Origin of the sequence: Mesorhizobium sp. M7A.F.Ca.MR.176.00.0.0, assembly GCF_004023165.1 — a bacterium.
Taxonomy (GTDB): Bacteria; Pseudomonadota; Alphaproteobacteria; order Rhizobiales; family Rhizobiaceae; genus Mesorhizobium.
Genome location: NZ_RZTC01000002.1, coordinates 91,907 through 109,958, shown reverse-complemented (window position 1 = coordinate 109,958; position 18,052 = coordinate 91,907). Strand labels below are relative to the sequence as shown.

The 18,052-nt window shown below is 63.2% G+C and carries 19 protein-coding genes; 12 read left to right on the top strand and 7 right to left on the bottom strand.

The features are described 5' to 3' along the window. Window positions 1-3: 3 nt before the first annotated feature. Genes EOB59_RS01425 through EOB59_RS01405 form a run of 5 tightly spaced genes read left to right on the top strand, consistent with a single transcriptional unit; the run spans window position 4 to window position 3,481 of the window. Window positions 4-525 (top strand): TadE/TadG family type IV pilus assembly protein, encoded by a 522-nt coding sequence (locus EOB59_RS01425; protein ID WP_245486494.1) that lies wholly within the window; start codon window positions 4-6, stop codon window positions 523-525. Window positions 526-527: 2 nt separating this feature from the next. Continuing rightward, window positions 528-1,163, top strand: a complete 636-nt coding sequence (locus EOB59_RS01420; RefSeq protein ID WP_127807811.1) for a TadE/TadG family type IV pilus assembly protein — start codon at window positions 528-530, stop codon at window positions 1,161-1,163. Then, window positions 1,160-2,323: an AAA family ATPase gene (locus EOB59_RS01415; RefSeq protein ID WP_127807812.1), complete on the top strand. Its 1,164-nt coding sequence runs from the start codon at window positions 1,160-1,162 to the stop codon at window positions 2,321-2,323. Before EOB59_RS01420 ends, EOB59_RS01415 begins: the two co-directional genes overlap by 4 nt. Beyond that, the gene (locus EOB59_RS01410) at window positions 2,307-2,897 is read left to right on the top strand and encodes a L,D-transpeptidase (RefSeq protein WP_128287464.1); all 591 of its coding nucleotides are present in this window, start codon (window positions 2,307-2,309) and stop codon (window positions 2,895-2,897) included. The genes EOB59_RS01415 and EOB59_RS01410 overlap by 17 nt, the downstream gene beginning before the upstream one ends. Continuing rightward, window positions 2,894-3,481, top strand: coding sequence for a hypothetical protein (locus tag EOB59_RS01405; protein ID WP_128287463.1), 588 nt, complete (start codon window positions 2,894-2,896; stop codon window positions 3,479-3,481). Before EOB59_RS01410 ends, EOB59_RS01405 begins: the two co-directional genes overlap by 4 nt. A 44-nt stretch (window positions 3,482-3,525) precedes the next feature. Here EOB59_RS01405 and EOB59_RS01400 read toward each other — a convergent pair whose 3' ends face one another. The 6 genes from EOB59_RS01400 to EOB59_RS01375 all read right to left on the bottom strand — a co-directional run bounded on the left by EOB59_RS01400 (window position 3,526) and on the right by EOB59_RS01375 (window position 9,507). Next, a complete protein-coding gene (locus tag EOB59_RS01400; RefSeq protein WP_128287462.1) occupies window positions 3,526-4,059 on the bottom strand; it encodes a hypothetical protein in 534 nt (177 codons plus the stop codon). Window positions 4,060-4,118: 59 nt separating this feature from the next. After that, window positions 4,119-5,033 (bottom strand): sugar ABC transporter permease, encoded by a 915-nt coding sequence (locus EOB59_RS01395; RefSeq protein WP_127395315.1) that lies wholly within the window; start codon window positions 5,031-5,033, stop codon window positions 4,119-4,121. Between the two features lie 105 nt (window positions 5,034-5,138). Further along, on the bottom strand, window positions 5,139-6,434 hold the full coding sequence (locus EOB59_RS01390) for a sugar ABC transporter substrate-binding protein (RefSeq protein WP_128287461.1): 1,296 nt from the start codon (window positions 6,432-6,434) through the stop codon (window positions 5,139-5,141). A gap of 95 nt (window positions 6,435-6,529) precedes the next feature. Next, on the bottom strand, window positions 6,530-7,360 hold the full coding sequence (locus tag EOB59_RS01385; protein ID WP_013530271.1) for a carbohydrate ABC transporter permease: 831 nt from the start codon (window positions 7,358-7,360) through the stop codon (window positions 6,530-6,532). Next, a complete protein-coding gene (locus EOB59_RS01380; RefSeq protein WP_128287460.1) occupies window positions 7,357-8,532 on the bottom strand; it encodes an ATP-binding cassette domain-containing protein in 1,176 nt (391 codons plus the stop codon). The genes EOB59_RS01385 and EOB59_RS01380 overlap by 4 nt, the downstream gene beginning before the upstream one ends. 174 nt (window positions 8,533-8,706) lie before the next feature. After that, a complete protein-coding gene (locus EOB59_RS01375) occupies window positions 8,707-9,507 on the bottom strand; it encodes an SDR family NAD(P)-dependent oxidoreductase (RefSeq protein ID WP_128287459.1) in 801 nt (266 codons plus the stop codon). A 165-nt stretch (window positions 9,508-9,672) separates the two neighbouring features. Between EOB59_RS01375 and EOB59_RS01370 the strand changes: the two genes are divergently transcribed. The 6 genes from EOB59_RS01370 (at window position 9,673) to EOB59_RS01345 (ending at window position 16,094) form a co-directional block, all read left to right on the top strand. After that, entirely contained in the window at window positions 9,673-10,533 is an 861-nt protein-coding gene (locus tag EOB59_RS01370; RefSeq protein WP_127329125.1) for a DeoR/GlpR family DNA-binding transcription regulator, read from the top strand. Between the two features lie 39 nt (window positions 10,534-10,572). After that, window positions 10,573-11,373 (top strand): BtpA/SgcQ family protein, encoded by an 801-nt coding sequence (locus EOB59_RS01365; protein WP_023809131.1) that lies wholly within the window; start codon window positions 10,573-10,575, stop codon window positions 11,371-11,373. A 162-nt stretch (window positions 11,374-11,535) separates the two neighbouring features. After that, window positions 11,536-13,056 (top strand): FGGY-family carbohydrate kinase, encoded by a 1,521-nt coding sequence (locus EOB59_RS01360; protein WP_128287458.1) that lies wholly within the window; start codon window positions 11,536-11,538, stop codon window positions 13,054-13,056. Further along, entirely contained in the window at window positions 13,056-13,685 is a 630-nt protein-coding gene (locus EOB59_RS01355) for an HAD family phosphatase (protein WP_128287457.1), read from the top strand. Before EOB59_RS01360 ends, EOB59_RS01355 begins: the two co-directional genes overlap by 1 nt. A gap of 154 nt (window positions 13,686-13,839) precedes the next feature. Further along, window positions 13,840-14,826 (top strand): sugar kinase, encoded by a 987-nt coding sequence (locus EOB59_RS01350; protein WP_127395308.1) that lies wholly within the window; start codon window positions 13,840-13,842, stop codon window positions 14,824-14,826. Then, complete coding sequence (locus tag EOB59_RS01345; RefSeq protein WP_128287456.1) at window positions 14,826-16,094, top strand: D-tagatose-bisphosphate aldolase, class II, non-catalytic subunit; 1,269 nt, start codon at window positions 14,826-14,828, stop codon at window positions 16,092-16,094. Before EOB59_RS01350 ends, EOB59_RS01345 begins: the two co-directional genes overlap by 1 nt. A 57-nt stretch (window positions 16,095-16,151) precedes the next feature. On the opposite strand, the gene EOB59_RS01340 is transcribed toward EOB59_RS01345, so the two are convergent. Continuing rightward, on the bottom strand, window positions 16,152-17,498 hold the full coding sequence (locus EOB59_RS01340; protein WP_128287455.1) for an FAD-binding oxidoreductase: 1,347 nt from the start codon (window positions 17,496-17,498) through the stop codon (window positions 16,152-16,154). Between the two features lie 175 nt (window positions 17,499-17,673). Between EOB59_RS01340 and EOB59_RS01335 the strand changes: the two genes are divergently transcribed. Further along, window positions 17,674-17,976 carry a hypothetical protein gene (locus tag EOB59_RS01335; RefSeq protein WP_128287454.1) on the top strand — a complete coding sequence of 101 codons (303 nt, stop codon included), beginning with the start codon at window positions 17,674-17,676 and terminating at the stop codon, window positions 17,974-17,976. Window positions 17,977-18,052: the final 76 nt, after the last annotated feature.

Genomic DNA, 18,052 nt, shown 5'->3' with positions numbered 1-18,052 from the left:
ATGATGATCGCAACGCTAGGCCATCATCTCAATAGATTTCAACGCGATGGGCGCGGCACAGCGCTCGTCGAAATGGCGCTGATCGCGCCGCTGATGCTCATGTTGTCGGCAGGCGTGTTCGAGTTCGGAAATCTTATCCACGAAAAGCTGCTAATGGAGGCCGGGCTTACGGATGGTGCCCGTTTCGCCGCACGCTGCAACAGCAAGTTGTATACCGATGCCGGGCTGGCGGCAATCGACTGTGCGGGCGTTGCAACAAACATCGCGGTATTCGGCAACGCGACTGGAACGCCACCCGCGCGTCTCATCGGCTGGAAGAAATCGGATGTCACGGTGACCTTGAACAACAAATGCCAAGAGGCCGTGGTGGCCGGCGTGACCAAGTATCGCTCCACGACGACACAAGTCTGCGTCGTCCGCGCGGTCGGCACCTACCCATACACCGGGATCGGGATGCTCTCGATCATCGACGTCGGCCCGATTATCCTCGGCGGCCTTCACGAGGAGCGGCTAATCCGGTTCTGATCATGATGAGGAGCTTCGCAAAATCCGAGGACGGCGCGGCGATGGTGGAGATGGCGATCGTAACGACTCTGCTGTTTACGCTTGTGCTCGGCTTCGTCGATTTCGGTTATGCGCTGTATCAATGGAACGCGGCGACAAAAGCCGTTCAGCTCGGCGCCCGTCTGGCGTCGATCTCCGATCCGGTTGCAACCGCGCTTGCGACAGCCGGGCCGACGACGACACCGGGCGCTCCGGTGGTGGCGGCCGCCTATGGCCCATTCGTCTGTACATATACCTCTGGGACCGGAGGTTGCACCAACGGCGGCGCCTTCAACGCCGCCAATTTCAGCCGGATCTTTCGCGGCGACACAGCGGTTACCAACGACGACGCCTGTCCTGCTTTGGCGGCAAATCAGCGGCCCGGCATGTGCCATTTCTTTCCGCGCCTGCACCGCGACAACATAGTGGTCACCTACAGCGCCACAGGCCTTGGCTATCAGACCCGGTTGGGGGGGCCGGTGCCGACAATTACCGTTAGCCTGAAGACTATCGACTTCGAGTTCTTCTTTCTGGGCGGACTGCTTGGGTTCGACAATCTCACAATGCCCTCCATGCTGAGCACGGTCACGGGCGAAGATCTGAAGAGTACCGCGTCATGAATGCCATCGACACCAAGGTTACGCCGACCAAGCGCAAGCAGGTGGCGCTGTTTTCGTCGGATCCGAATTTCAAGCGCGATGTGGCGACGCGGCTCGATGCGCTGGCGATCTATGACGTCAGGGTTTCCGAGACGAGCGACTTTCTCAAGGGGCCGCCGGCGGATACGCGGCCAGGCATCGTCATCCTCGATCTCGGCAATGGCGAGTTGCTCGGCAGGCCCGGCATCGTCGAGGCGCGCGCGCTGTGGGCCAGCGTGCCGCTGATCGCGGTTTCCGACGAGCTGAGCTCGGAGCAGACGCGTGTGCTGGTGCGCATGAACGCCTCGGACTGGCTGCACAAGCCGCTCGACGGCAAGGAGCTGCTCAATGCGGTGACCTTCCACGACACCGGCAACCAGGGAACGAAGAGCCGGATCATCACCTTCATCAGCGCCAGCGGCGGCGCCGGCGCGACGACGCTGGCGTTGTCGGCGGCCGAATTCCTGGCGTCGAAATCGGCCGAGCGCGCAGCGTCCACCTGCCTCGTCGACCTCGATTTCCAGAGCGCCAATTGCGGCGCCTATCTCAATTTGTTCAACCAGTTCGACCTTGCCGGCATCATCGGCCAGCCGGAACGGCTCGATGTCGAATTGATGGATGTCATCAAGCTTTCGCGCCCGTCCGGCCTCACCCTCTACGCGTTCGAGCGGCCGCAACTGCCGTTCGAGCCGCATGGCAGCGATTTCGTCTTCCGGCTGCTCGACCTCGTCGCCTACCGCTTCGACGACATCGTCATCGACCTGCCCAATCTGGAAACGCCCTGGCACGATTCCGTGCTGTCGACGAGCGACGAGATCTTCATCGTGTTCGAACTCAATGTCGCGTCGCTGCGGCAGGGCAAGCGGCTCTACAAGAAGATCCGCGAGCTGCGCGGCAATGCGGTCAGCATCACGCTGGTCGCCAACAAGCACAAGCGCAAATGGTTCGGGAACCATTTTTCGCGCAGCGAGCTCGAAAAGATCTTCAAGGCGCCGCACATCAAGTCGGTCGCGCTCGACAACGCGCTCCTGACCGATGCGCTGAACAGGGCTATCCCGCCTTCCGAAGTGGATGGGCGGGCGCGCTTCAACAAGGATCTGAAGCGGATGTTCAAAGAGCGGCTCGATGACGCTGCCCGATAGATATCGGATCGCCCCGAAGCTCGCCGGCGCCTGCGTGCTCGGCGTGGCGCTGGCGCTGTCCGTCCACGACTTCGCCGAGGCGCGATCAGCGCTTTCGGAGCGGCCGCCGCTGCCGGCGATGGGACCCAGCCTGCGCAAGGCCGTTGCCTTCGCGACCGCCGAGCAGCCGGGCACGATCGTCATCCGCAAGGACGAGAAGGCGCTTTACCTGGTGACCCGCCAGGGCCAGGCGCTGCGCTACCAGATCAGCGTCGGGCGCGACGGGTTCGGCTGGACCGGCATCGTCAAGGTCGGGGCGAAGACCGAATGGCCGGAGTGGCGCCCGCCGCAGGAAATGCGGGCCCGCCAGCCCGAGCTGCCGAAAATGGTGCCCGCCGGCCCTTACAACCCGCTCGGCGCAAGGGCGCTCTACCTGTCGCGGGACGGGCGCGACACGCTCTACCGCATACACGGCACCAACGACCCGTCGGGTGTCGGCTTCGAGGGGACATCGGGCTGTTTTCGTCTCACCAACACGGATGTGATCGATCTTTTCAAACGCGTCGCGGTCGGCGCAAAGGTGGTGGTCCAATGACGATGATCAGCGAACCGGACATGCCGGCGATCGATATCGGAAACCAGGAACAGCGCGAACCGGTTGCCACCGAGAAATTCAGCAAGGCAAAGACGATCGGCGTCATCGTCGCCGGTGGCGCGCTTCTGATCACCGGCATCAACATGGCGGCCGCGGTCTATCTTTATCGGGGCATGAGCGACCTGCGTTTCGTCGAAGCGCGGCTGGAGCAGCTCGGCGCGTTCGAGCAGCGGATCGCGGCCCGGCTCGACACGGTCAACAACGGTTTTCAGAGCCGGTTCGAGAAACTGGACAGCCAGTTGCAAGGCAGCTTCAACGAGATCGATGCCGGCATTGCCCGGCTGGGGCAGAGTATGCCGGTCGCCGGCGGCGAGGCCATGCCGGGCGCGGAAGAACCGTCCGAGATCGCCACCAGCACGCTGGCGCAAGCGCCCGAGGCCCTCGACGGCGAGAGCGAACCCGGCGTCATCGAAGCGCCCGCACCCAGGAGGAGAATCGCGTCGGCGTCGCCCCCTGCCCCAAGCTCCAACTACCAGCGCATCCAGCAGCCCGACGGCAAGGTCTATTATCGCCGGATCAACTAGACGCGGCAGAGCCCGGAGCGGGCGGGTTGCAGGTGGCGATCGGTTTACAGATCGCGCTGCAGCGCCAGGATGCGGATGGCCCGGACGGACCGCTCCCGCGCCTCAGTGAGGAAGGCGATGTGGCAGTAGGCACAGGCCACGATGCCAAAAAGCAGCACCAGGCTGTTCTTCAAGGTGAAATCGACGGCCAGCGAATATGGAAGACCCTTGGGCGAGGTGAATTCGGCAATCGTGCTTGCCGTTTCCGAATGGCTGCCGACGGCGATCATCAGGCCAGCGAAAATCAGGGCGACGTGGTTGGCGAGGAACGAGGATGCCGATCTTTTGGCGTGGCATGCCACCCAGCAGACGATCGCTGCGGCGGCAAGAATGACGGCGTCGATAGCCATGGAGCTGCCCAGCCAGACATCGACCTGCTGCCAAAGCACCGTCGACAGAGGGCGCAGTTCAAGCCATATCCACCATGCGGTGGGGCTGGCTGGATAGGTGCCCAGCAACAAGGTCGCCATGCGCTCCCCTGCCAGGACCGCCAGAATGAGAAACGGAAAGGCGAAAAGCAGAAGCGGCTTGCGTTTCATGTTCCCTCGACAATCTGCAAGCCAGGATAGGCCGTATAGATTGCTCAAGGCTTAACAGCCTACTTACGGCCCTCTCCCGATTGCGAGCGTTCGAGGACGGCAAAGAAGATCACGGTGAGCAGAAGGACGATCAGCAGCAGCACGAACGCGGCGGCCGCGCCTTCGTTGAGCGAAAGGCCGAGAAAGGCACGGCGATAGGCAAAGAAGCTCAGCACTTCGGTCGCGTTGCCAGGCCCGCCCTTGGTCAGGACATAGGGCAGATCGTAGGTCCGGAACTCGTTGATCAGCTGGATGATGATGGTGATCGCCGCGACCGGCCGCAGCATCGGCAGGGTGATGTAGAAGAATTGCTGCCAGCCGCGTGCGCCGTCCACTTCAGCCGCCTCATAGGGATCTCGCGGCAAAGCTGCGAGCCCCGCGGCGAGGATCAGCACGACGAAGGACATTTGCTGCCAGATGTCGATCGCCGCCATCGTCCAGAGCGCCATGCCTGGCGTGCCTAGCCAGTCGAGGCGCGGCAGGCCGAACGTTTCCATCAGATGATTGGCGATGCCGAGATTGGGCTGGAGCAGCATGCGCCAGATCAGGGCGACGCTGATCGGCGACATCGCCATGGGAATGGTCAGAACCGCGAAATAGACCGGCTTCATCCGGACCGTCCGGTTGAGCATCAGGGCAATGCCGAGCCCGATCACGAACTCGCCGACCACCGTCACCGCCGAATAGCGCACGGTGAGCCAGAGCGCGTTCCAGAACAGCTCATCACCGATCATCGAGGCGAAATTCTTGAACCCGACAAGCGGCAGAAGCTGCGGCTTGATCAAGGTCATCGAGGAAATCGAGAGGATGCAGGCATAGGCCAGCGGAAAGCCCATCACGATCGCCAGCAGCAACAGGCCGGGCAAGGCAAAGGCCCAGCCGGTCCGCCACTCGCGGCCACGGGCAGCCCATCCTTTTTTGATCGCATTGTGCATCGTGGCCGAGCCTTGGTCGGTTGCTGATCTCGTCAAGATCCGGGGTCTGACAAGATCCGGCGCGGCTGGCACCGCCGCGCCGGATCTCCTTGCCGAGCCGGACCGCTATTTGTCGAGGAGCCCCTGCAAGCCGTCGGAAGCCGCCTTCAGCGCCGCGTCCGATGTCGCCTGGCCGCCAGCCGCCAGCGAGAGCTGGGTACCGAGCAGATCCTCGTATTGCGCCGAATAGGTGAAGATCGGAAACGACTTGCCGGTCGCCACCACATCCTCGGCGGTCTTGTAGAAGGGATATTTCGCCAGCACCGCCGCATCGGCATAGACATCGCTGCGCACCGGCGCGTGGCCCTCGAGCGCGCGCTTCACCGAAACATCCTTGCTCTGCACCCACTGGATGAAGGTCCATGCGGCTTCCTGCTCTTCCGGCGACGTGTTCTTGGGAATGCCCCAGCCCCAACCGCCGCTTTCGCCATGGCCACCCGGCATCACCGACAGGCCGACCTTGCCGGCGACCGTCGGACACTTCACGGCATCGTCCATCTGCGGCAGCATCCACCAATAGGTGACCATGCTGAAGGCGGAACCGCTGCACATCAGGCGCATGGTGTCATCGAGTGTCGCCGATATGGCACCCTGCTGGGCGCCATGCTGGATGTTGTCGACATAGAGATCGAGCGCCTTCTTGGCCTCTGCCGTGTCGAGGCTCGCCTTGCCGTCGGCATTGAGATAGCTGCCGCCGGCGGAGAACAGGTAGTTGGAGAATTCCATGCTGTTGGGATCGCCGCGCTGGCCCTGCATCGCGGCTCCGGCGACGCCGGCATTGGCCTTCATAAATTTGGAAATCGCCACATAGTCGTCGAGGGTCGTCGGCAAAGCGAGTTCCTTGCCGGTTGCCGTCTTGTAGGCGGCCTTGAGCTTCTCGTCGCCAATCAGGTCCGTGCGGTAGAGGAGGCCCATCGAGTAGTTGTACATGGGCACCAGGAACAGCTGATCCTTGGTCCGGCCGAGCAGGTCAAGCGTCGAGGGAATGAAGGGGCCTAGATCGTATTTGGATTTCTCGACGAAGGGTTTCAGATCGGCGAGCCAGCCGGCGGCCGGAAATTCGCCGGCCCACAGGAAGTCGACCTCGAGCACATTGTAGTAGCTCTGCGGCGCGGTCAGCTGGGACACCAGCTTGTCGTGCATGTCGGGATAGCCGATCTTCTCGAACTCGACCTTGATGCCGGTCTGCTTCTCGAATTCGGGCAACAGCGCTTCGATGATCTTGGTTTCCGGCACGTCCTCCATCAAGGCGTGCAAGGTGATGGGCTCAGCCGCCCTGGCCGGAAGCGATGCACTGACAACAGCTGCCCCGCTCACGGCCGTCATCAGCATTTTGATCAAGGTCTGCTTGTTCCAAGTCATAACTCTCTACTCCTCTTTCCCTCTGGACGCGGCGGTGATCCCGTCACGATTTCATAACCGGCTAGCGAGCCATGTCGGCTCTCGGAGCGGCCGGCCTATTTCACGCTGCCGAACGTCAAGCCCTGGACGATGAAACGCTGGATGAAGCGGGAAGCCACGACCAGCGGCAGGATGGCAAGGACGACGCCGGCAGAGACCTTGGCGATCTGGACGCCGTTCGAGGTCTGCAACGCGGCGAGCGCAACCGGTATGGTCGCCGTCTTCGGCCCGCTCAAAACCAGGGCAAACAGAAACTCATTCCACGCCAGGATGAAGCCGAGGACGCCGGCGGCCGCGATACCGGGCATCGACACCGGCAGCACAATGCGCCAGAAGGCGCCCCAGGCGGTCGCGCCGTCGGTCATCGCCGCCCACTCCAGATCGACTGGAATGCCTTCGAAGAAGCCCATCAGGATCCAGGTCAGGAAAGGCAGGTTGAGCGCGGCATAGACGATGATCAGCCCGGTCAGCGAATTGCTGAGCTCCAGGCTTCGGAACAGCGTGAAGGTCGGCAGCACCAGCGCCACGGGCGGCAGCATTTGCGTCGCCAGAACGGCAAAACGCGCCCACCGACCGCCCGTACGGAAACGGGCGAAGGCATAACCGGTGGTGGCGGCAAAAGGCAATGCGAGCAGAACCGAGCCGAGCGCGACGATCAGGCTGTTGAGGTAGGACTGACCGAAGCGGCTCGACAGGAGCGCCGAATAATTGTCCGTCGTAAAGGCCGGCATCAGCTCGTTGCTGTAGGATAGCTGCTCGGGCACGAAGCTCGTCCGCAGCACCCAGAGCGGCGGCAGCAGCACGATGGCGCAAACGACAATCAGCCCGAAATGCAGGCCGAAGCGGCGACGAAAGGCCGGCCGCTCGTTTCTGTCCATGCTGGTCATCGAGTGGCCCCCATGAGGCTCGGCCGCGCGATCACCAGTTCGGTTTCGGGATCAAACAGGTGCATCGGCAGCGGGTCGATGTAGAGTTCGACGATCGAGCCGACGGGCGCCGTGAAATAACGGCTCAGGCGGGCGGCGATCTCCAACGGCTTGCCGCCTCCGGCGGGGTGGGCATCGTCCGTGCCGGTGGCCTGACCGGCAATCTGGCCGATCAGGACGTTCTCGGCGCCGAGAGCTTCGACGGCCACGACCCGTACGGAAATCTTTTGCCAGTCCGGCTTGTCGGGGCTTTCGTGGAAATCCTCGGCCCGCACGCCCAGAATGACGCGGCGCCCGACACGCTCGCCATAAGCGTTGCGGTGGCGGGCGGGGACGGCAAGCACGGCACCACTATCGGTCAGGACGGAGAGCCCTTCGCCAGGTGCGGCCTGAAGCGTGGCCGGAATGAGGTTCATCGGCGGCGTCGCCAGGAAGCGCGCGACGAAGGTGTTGACCGGGTCGGCATAGACTTCAAGCGGCCGGCCGGCCTGGACCAGGCGACCATCGCGCATGATGCATATGCGATCGCCCATGGTCATGGCCTCGACCTGGTCGTGCGTGACATGGACGATGGTGCGGCCGAGGCGTCGGTGCAGCTTGACGAGTTCGAGCCGCATCTCGGCACGCAGCTGCGCATCGAGGTTGGACAGCGGTTCATCAAGCAGGAAGGCCGCCGGTTCGCGAACGATCGCCCGGCCAAGCGCGACACGCTGACGCTGGCCGCCCGAAAGCGCTGCCGGCTTGCGGCCGAGAAGATTCTGCAAACCGAGCAGGTTCGCGGCGTCGGCAATCTTGGCATCGATCACTGCTGCGTCGGTGCCGCGCATCTTCAGCCCGAAAGCCATGTTCTGCCACACCGACATATGCGGATAGAGCGCGTAGCTCTGGAAAACCACCGCGACGTTTCGGTCGCGCGGCGCGACATTGGCGACGCTCTTGCCACCGATGCGAAGATCGCCGGAGGAGATACTCTCCAGGCCGGCAATCATCCGCAGCGTCGTCGACTTGCCGCATCCCGACGGGCCGAGAAAGATCACGAATTCGCCATCGGGAATGGTGAGATCGACCTCATGCACCCCGTAATTGCCATTGCCGTAGAGCTTGGAAACGCGATCGAGCTCGATAGACGCCATAGACATTCCTCATGAACCCGTCTGACCCGGCTGTACGCCGAAGGCCGAAGTCGAGCGAACGGTCATCTTAGAGAACAAAATGTAACATTGAAAGCCTGCCTTCTGATCATATGTGTTCACTTTTTTGGATGGCGCGTGCCAGCATCAGGATCCGGTTACAGCCGCCAAAAGCCGTCAGGTCATGTAGACGCCGCCGGTCACGTTGACGCCCTGGCCAGTCATGAAGCGGGCTTGATCCGAGCAGAGGAACACGACGACGTCGGCGACATCCTCCGGCAGTTCGAGCCGGCCGAGCGGCGTCTGCGCGATATAGTCGGCGACCACCCGTTCGGGCGTGACCTGCCGCAGATGCGCCTCCCATTCGACTTCGCGCGATTGCATGCCGGTCTTGACGAACCCCGGGCAGACGGCATTGACGCGGATTCCCTTTGGCGCGAGCTCGCGGGCAAAGGCCTGCGTCCAGCCGAGCACGGCGAACTTGGATGCCGAATAATGCGCCAGGAGCGGCGCACCGACCTTCGCGGCAAGCGAGGCGGTGTTGACGATGCAGCCCGTGCCTTGCTTGACAAAATGCCGTCCAGCGATCTGATTTGCGAGGAATACCCCGCGCGCATTGACCGAGAAGTTGAAGTCCCACTCCTCGTCGGTCAGATCGAGCGCGTGCTGCATGGTGGACACGCCGGCATTGGCAATCAGGATATCGCAGTCGCCTAGCGCTTCCAGCACAGTGGCAAAGGCCGCCTCGACGGAATCGCGACGGCGAACATCGACCGTGACGGCGGCGGCACCGCCGCCAATCTCCTCGGCCGCCTTGCGCGCCGCGTCGGGATCCAGATCGCCGATCGCCACGGCGACACCCTGCCGCGTCAGGGCGGTCGCGATCGCGCGACCGATCCCCGCGCCGCCACCCGTCACAAAGGCACGCTTGCCCGCGAGTTCGGCAAGCACTGGAGGAATGACGGAGGCAGCCGGCATGGTCGTATTCTCTCTGCTTGGTGGCGGAACGCGTTCTGTTAATATCGAGATGCATACCAATAAATTCGAACACTGCAAACATATTTTTGTTTGAAAATGTTTGATCATGCGGTAGAGTTGAAGTTGCAGACCGCTTCGTCAGCGGCTTACCCACCGGATACATCGATGGCCGACGACACCGCCTCTCCTCTATCGTCCACGCATGGCGCACCGCGTGATGCCGACCGTCAGCGCCTTCTCGCGCACGATCGACAGGCACGCATCCTGGCTTTCCTGCGCCGCACGGGGTCGCTCACCGTCGCTGCGGCAGCGGCCGAACTCGCCGTTTCCGACATGACGATCCGCCGCGATCTCGTCGAACTGGAACGCGAGGGCAGGCTGGTGCGAATCCATGGCGGCGCGATCGAGGCCGAGAACCCGCCGCTGGTCGCCATGGACAGTGAGGAGCCGAGTTTCGATTCGCGCTTGCGCCAGCGCCGTGACCCGAAGGCCGCGATTGCCGCCGCCGCGGCCGCCTTGGTTTCGGGATACCGCACGATCGCATTGGATGTCGGCACCACCACCTATCTGATGGCCGAGCACCTCAAGGACCTTCCGCACGCCAAGGTGTTCACCAACAGCCTCAGGATCGCGGCGGCGCTGAACGGCGGTGTGCCCGAAGTCTATGTTGCCGGCGGCCGCGTACGAGCCGACGAGATGTCGACCGGCGGACCCGCGGCCATCGCCCAGTTCGAGGCGCTGTGGTTCGATGTCGCCGTGATCGGCGTCTCCGGCATCACGGCGGACGGCCTCTTCGACTATTCCTTCGATGATACCGATATGAAGCGCGCCTATCTCAGACGCTCAGGCACCAAGATCGTGCTCTGCGATTCCGCCAAATTCCTGCGCATGTCGCTGGTGCGGATAGCGCCACTGTCGGACGTCGACATCCTCATCACCGATGCCGAGCCGCCGGCCAAGATCGCCGCAGCGCTCGCCGCGGCCAAGGTCGACCTGCGCATCGCGCCGCCGCTGACGCGCGACTGAGGCGCAACATTTTCACTTTATCCCCAAGGAGACGACTCGATGGTATTTGAATTTTTCGGCGACAAGAAGAAGGCTGTCATCTCGATGGCACATATCGGTGCCCTGCCGGGAACGCCCCTCTATGATGCCGATGGCGGCCTCGACAAGCTGATCGATGGCGTGCTCTCCGACATCCGCAAGCTGCAGAGCGGCGGCGTCGATGCCATCATGTTCGGCAACGAGAACGACCGCCCCTATGTCTTCAAGGCGCCGCCCGAAGGCATTGCCGCCATGACCGCGATCGTCCAGGCGGTGAAACCCGAGCTGAAGGTGCCGTTTGGCGTCAATTATCTCTGGGACCCGACTGCCAGCGTCGCGATCGGGGCGGCCACCGGAGCCCGTTTCGTGCGCGAGATCTTCACCGGCCTGTTTGCTTCCGACATGGGCCTGTGGGAGCCCGATTGCGCCGCCGCCTCGCGCCTGCGGCACAATCTTGGCCGCGACGACATGAAGCTTCTCTTCAACATCAATGCAGAGTTCGCACACTCGCTCGACCAGCGTCCTATTGAATTGCGCGCCAAGAGCGCGGTGTTCTCGTCGATGGCCGACGCCATCCTCGTTTCCGGTCCGATCACTGGCCAGCCGGCCGACCAGTCCCACCTGCGCAGCGTCTGCGAGACGATCAAGGACGTGCCGGTCTTCGCCAACACCGGCGTGAACATCGACAATGTCCGCGATGTCCTTTCGCTGGCGAGCGGCGTCGTGATCGGGACCCATTTCAAGATCGATGGCAATACCTGGAACGCCGTCGACGGCGATCGGGTCAAGCGCTTCATGGACGTTGTCGCCACTTTGCGCTGAGGACGGCTTCCACGGCGATGCCGGCCATCGCGCCGGCTCGCGGTGATCATATCGATCGTTGCGGGCCGGCGTCCGGAATGATCGACTGGTATCGAGCAGCGGGACACGACGAGGCAGACAGGTTCGCCCGCCTGCCCTTCCCGGCATTTCAATGGATTCGACATGGCGTTCGTTCTCGGTCTCGATATAGGCACCACCTCGACGATCGGCATTCTGATCCGGCTTCCCGATCAGGTGCTGGGCCTCGCCTCGCGCCCCGTCACGCTGCATTCCGAGCATGCGGGCTGGGCCGAGGAAGATCCCGCGCAATGGTGGACCAATGTCCGCGACATCGTGCAGGAGTTGCTGAGGACCAGCGGCATCAAGGCCGAAGAGATCGTGGCGATCGGCACCACCGGCATGCTGCCGGCGGTCGTTCTTCTGGACGAGCAGGGCGAGGTGCTGCGACCGAGCATTCAGCAGAGCGACGGCCGCTGTGGCGCCGAAGTGGCCGAACTGCGGACCGAATGCGATGAGGCGGCTTTCATCGCCAAGGCCGGCAACGGCATCAACCAACAGCTGGTCACCGCAAAGCTGCGCTGGATAGAGCGTCACGAGCCGGAGGTGTTCAGCCGCATCGCCACCGTTTTCGGCTCCTATGACTATATCAACTGGCGCCTCACCGGCGAACGTGCGGTCGAGCAGAACTGGGCGCTGGAGGCCGGCTTCGTCGATGTTTCGACGCACCGGATCGACGACGATCTGGTGGCGCTCGCTCACATACCGCGCTCGGCCGTGCCACGAAAGATCGCCTCGCATGAGATCCTCGGCTCCGTCTCGGCGAAGGCCGCGGATGAGACCGGCCTGATGGCGGGAACATCTGTCGTCGGTGGTGCGGCCGACATGATCGCTTCCGCGCTCGGCGCCGGAGTTGCCAAAGCAGGCGATGTCCTCCTGAAATTCGGCGGCTCGGTCGATATCCTGATCGCCACCGATCAGATCAAGCCAGATCCCCGCATGTATCTTGATTACCACCTGGTGCCGGGCCTGTTCATGCCCAATGGCTGTATGTCGACCGGCGGCTCGGGCCTCAACTGGTTCGTACGCAATTTCGCCGGCGGCGAGATGGCCACGGCACAGGCCGATGGTATTTCGATACACCAGCGGCTCGATGCGCTGGCGGCAGAGCGTCCCGCCGGTGCCGACGGCCTCACCGTCCTGCCCTACTTCCTCGGCGAGAAGACGCCGATTCATGATCCAGCGGCTCGTGGCGCGATCGATGGGCTGACGCTGTCGCACGATATCGGCCATGTCTGGCGCGCTTTGCTCGAGGCCTATGCCTTCGCCATCGCGCATCATATCGAGGTGCTCAACGACATGGGCCACCGGACCGAGCGCTATCTCGCCTCCGACGGCGGCTCAAGCAGCAAGGTCTGGATGCAGATTGTCGCGGATGTCCTGCAAAAGCCGGTCCAACGCCTGACCGGGCACCCCGGTTCTTGCATCGGCGCTGCCTGGACGGCGGCGATCGGCGTCGGCCTGACCGACGACTGGTCGGGCGTTTCCGGTTTCGTCAGCTTCGCCGACCGGCTCGATCCCGACCTGCGCAAGGCTGACATCTACCGCGACGGCTATCGCCGCTATCGCGATCTTTATGCGCGCCTGTCGGCTCATGGCGCGACCAGAGCGGGATCGTCATCGTGATGTATCGCGCCGTCGCCTGGGACATCGACGGAACGCTGATCGACAGCGAGCCGTTGCATCATCAATCTCTCCTCGCCGGCTGCAGCAACTGGAACGTCGATCTTGACGACCTGCCCGACCAAGCCTTTCGCGGCATCCATATGGGCGACGTCTGGACAATGCTGCGTCCGCGTCTCCCGGGCGGGCTCGACCAGGCGGAGTGGCTCGCCGCTATCAATGCCCACTACGTCGCGAACCGGGCGAACGCCGTCCCGATCCCCGAGGCGGTCGAGACGATTCGGACCCTGGCTGACCGCGGCGTCCCGCAGGTCTGCGTCTCGAATTCCGGCCGGCAAGTCGTCAATGCCAATCTCGATGCGCTCGGCGTGCTCGACCATATGAGTCTCACAATCAGCCTCGACGACGTGTCGGCCGGCAAGCCCGACCCCACGCCCTATCGCGAGGCCTGCCGGCAGCTCGCCATAGCTCCAGGGTCGGTGGTGGCCGTGGAAGACAGCCGCACCGGTACCAAGGCAGCACGGGCCGCCGGTCTGTTCGTGGTCGGCTATCTCCCCAGCGGCGTCCTGCTCGGCGACGTCGATCTCAGCACCAACCGCCTGTCGTCGATCCTGGACCTGTTTCCCGGCTGAGGGTTTGCGCGTCGTTCCAAGTGTGCGCTTGACCATGCATGCAGGTTTGTAGCGTGATGGCAGCTGATCGATTCACATCGATCCGGTAGGAACTCCTCTTGCGCCTCGGCGTCGTGAAACCGCGAACGACACCACACCCAGGATTGGACGCTTGATGAACGACCTCCCCCAAACACTTGCAGCGGACTCGCTCGGGCCAACCGTGACGATTGGAGAAATCCTGGTAGAGATCGTCGCGAGGCAGACGGGCACCGGCTTCCGGGAACCTATCGACCTCATTGGTCCCTTTCCGAGCGGCGCGCCCGCCATCTTCATCGATCAATGCGCACGTATGGGCGGAGCGGCCGCAATGGTGGGCGTGGTCGGCGACGACGATTTCGGCGTCGTCAACATGGAGCGCCTGAAGCGGGACGGCGTAGACACTTCAGCCATCGCTGTTTCCCCGGATTATCCGACGGGCAGCGCCTTTGTTCGCTACCGCACGGACGGAAGCCGCGATTTCGTCTACAACATCGCCAAATCCGCCGCCGCCCGACTGGAATGGAGCCCGCAGGTCGAGGCGCTGATCGCGCGTTGCGGGCATATCCATGTCATGGGAACGGTGTTCGCAAGTCCCGCAGCCTGGGCGATCACCGAACGCGCGATCCCGCTGATCAAGGCACGCGGCGGCACGATGTCGCTCGATCCGAACCTGCGCAAGGAACTGCTGGCGCACGGCCAGACCGAGGAGAAATTCGCCGGTCTGGTGGACGAAGCGGACCTGCTGCTGCCGTCGGGCAATGAATTGTTCCTGGCCGCCGGCACGGACGGGGAGGAACGCGCGATCGAGGCGCTGTTCAGACGAGGGGTCAAGGAGATCGCCGTGAAGCGCGGCGAACATGGCGCGTCAGCCCGTCAAAGCACCGGAGCCCGCGCCGATTGCCCCGGCCTCATCGTCGAGGAAACGGACCCCACCGGCGCCGGCGACTGTTTCGGCGGAGCCTATGTCGCATGCCGGCGGCTGGGGATGGCGCTGCAGACGGCGCTCGAATTCGCCAACGCGGCAGGGGCGCGCAACGTCACACGCCTCGGTCCCATGGAGGGAGCCGGCACGCCGGCCGAGCTGGAGGATTTCATGGCAAGAACGGCGAGAAGAAATTGATGCGTGTGGCGATCGAAGATTTGCCGGCCCTGCACAGGGACGGGAAGAAAATCGGGGTGACCTCTGTGTGCTCGGCGCACCCGCTGGTGCTGAAAGCCGCACTGCGCCACGGGCGGGAAACCGGCACCACCGTCCTGATCGAGGCGACGTGCAATCAGGTCAATCATCTGGGTGGTTATACGGGCATGACGCCGGCCGATTTCGCGGCGATGGTGGAAGCGCTCGCGGCAGCCGAGCAGTGCCCGCAAGAGCTGATCGTGCTTGGCGGGGATCATCTCGGCCCCAATCCCTGGAAAGACCGGCCCGCCGAGGAGGCGATGGCGCAGGCCGGGACGATGATCGATGCCTATGTCCGCGCCGGCTTCCGCAAGATCCACCTTGATGCCTCGATGGGCTGCGCGGGTGAACCGGCGGCGCTAGACGACCACACAGTGGCCGGGCGCGCGGCCAGGCTGGCAGGCGTCGCGGAGCAGGCGGCAGCGCAGAGCAGCGGGGCAAGCCCGGTTTACATCATCGGCACGGAAGTGCCGCCGCCCGGCGGCGCCGATCACACATTGGATGCGATCACCCCGACCAGTCCGGAGGCGGCTCGCCAGACACATGCCGTTCATGCCCAGGCATTCCACACCGCCGGGCTTGAAAGCGCATTTTCCCGCGTCATCGGGCTTGTGGTGCAGCCGGGCGTGGAGTTCGGCAACCAGAATGTGATTTTCTACGATCGGGCAAAGGCCCGCGACCTGGCGGCAACCCTCGACAGATTGCCGTCGCTCATTTTCGAAGCCCATTCGACGGACTATCAAGGTGAGAGGCCGTTGCGTGAACTCGTCGAGGACGGCTTCGCCGTCCTCAAGGTCGGACCCGAGCTGACCTTCAAGCTGCGCGAGGCGCTGTACGCGCTCGACCTGATCGCTTCCGACCTGGTGCCTGGCTATGGCGAGCGGCCGCTTTACCACGCAATGGAAGAGCTGATGCAAGGCGCCCCCAAGAATTGGGCAAGCCACTATCATGGCAGCGATGCCGACAAGCGGACGCTGCGCCACTACTCCTATTCCGATCGCGTCCGATATTATTGGGCGATCCCGCAAGCCCGTGCCGCCTGCAACCGTCTCTTCGATACCTTGTACGGCCGCAAGGTGCCGGTGACGCTGTTTCTCCAGCACCTGCCTTCTGCAGTCACATGGGCTGACCGCGCCTGCGACGTCGAGGAGATCGCGATCGGTCACGTCCGGCGGAGCATCGAGGCCTACGCCGGGGCATGCGGCACCTGAGATCCTCGTCCGGCACTTCAAGGCCAGAGCGGATGGCCTGGCGGGCGGCAGGAACGCTTACAGCGATGGCCCCAATCGGATCGGACTGCCGTCGCTGAAACGGGATTGACGGAACCTGTAGAGATTGTGCCCGGTCTCGTTGCCTTGGACGAGGTCGGACAGCACACGGCCGATGCCGGGTCCGATGCCGAAGCCGTGACCACTCATCCCGGTCGCTATGACGAGACCTGGGATCGCAGCGGCGCGATCGACGATGGGCACGACATCGGGCATCGCATCGATCATGCCCGCCCAGCTCGCCTTGATCGGCACAGTCGTGAACTGAGGGAAAAGCTCCCTGAACCCGCGGTCGATGGCGCGAAGCGCCGACGTCTCGGGAGCGGGATTGAGGACCCGCATCCGTTCGAAAGGGCTTTCTTCATCCGCGTTCCATCTGCGCGGCGTCGACCAGCCATCCGGGTATCCTCGCGGCGCGGCCGGCACGTAGCGCGTGCCGAAGGGATTGGCCATCAGGGCGCTGAAATATTTGCCCGCGTGGCGAAATGCGTCCGGCCCTATGTAGAGTTGGCTGCTGCCTCCCGATGCGAGCGTATACCCGCCATCCTGCCTGCGCCGGAAAGCGATGCGTTCATCCGCGGCGGCACCGGTGTGGATTTCCGGCATCGGTGCTGTCGCGGCGACGGTCGCCCTGACGCTGAGCTGTGGAATCGAGATGCCGTGGGCGCGCAGAAAGAGCGACGTCCACGCGCCGCTGGCGACGACGACGCTCGAGGTCGCGATGTGCCCTTTCTCGGTCCAGACGCCACTGATGCGTCCCGCGGAGATGTCAAGCATACGTGCCGCGCAATTTTCGATGATCGTCACACCTTCGCGGGCCGCCAGGCGAGCAAGCGCGGGCACCGCGACCCAAGGTTCCGCCCGCATGTCCGATGGGGTGATCATTGCGCCTTTGAACGGTCGCGACATGGCAGGGATCAGGCTTGCCAACTCACCTTGATCGAGGAGACGCGTGTCGACGCCATGAGCCTGGGCAATCTCGAGAAACTTCGCGAAACCGGCCATCTCCTTGTCTGTCCGCGCAAGATAGGTAACGCCCGTCTGCTTCAGTCCTATGTCCTCGCCACATTCCTGCGCCAGTTGCCGCCAGAGGCGCTGCGCTTCGATGACGATCGGCAGTTCGTCGGCATCGCGGCCCTGCTGCCGGATCCAGCCCCAATTGCGCGAGGATTGCTCGGCGGCGATGCGGCCCTTTTCCAGCAGCGTCACCGAGACGTTCCGTCGCGCCAGGAACAGTGCCGTGCTCACGCCAATGACCCCGCCGCCGATGATCACGACGTCCGAAGTCTTCGGCAGGGGATGCTGGAACTGGATCGAGGTGGCTTCGGTGAAGGGGAAGATTGTCAAAGAGCACCGTCCTTCTTGGTATGCTGCGGCGACATCCGGTCCACGCTGGCAGCGATATCTGGGCAGCGATATCTGGCCGCCGTGAAATGTCGATACCACGCGAGGAGATTGATCGTCAGCTAGTGCTTGCCGACAAGGACGGCGGCAGATCGCGGGTTTGGAAGAGCCCTGGACAATGAGTCCTGAAACCGCCGGCCTGGCGAGTGTTGCAAGCAGTTCCCGAGAAATCGTTGGCGAGCATGCTTATTCGCAGGCCGGCCCAACTGGTCTGAACCTTGAGCGCGAAGGCCGGAATGCAATAGGTATCACAAAACCGCCAAAATGGCTCAAGGGCCAGAGCAATTCCGTAAAATCGTCCAACCAATCAATTACTTACAGGAAAAACCCGATGGTACCGTTGGCTGGGATCTATCCCCGCATCAAGCTATTGTTTTTATTATTTTTTTTCTGCTCCAACGTCCGATTTGTATCACAATAGGTATCACAATCTGTAGCACCTTCTCCGCGACCCTTGGATGCCTTCGCCCACAGCGGCCGCAGCGCGTTTGACGCCC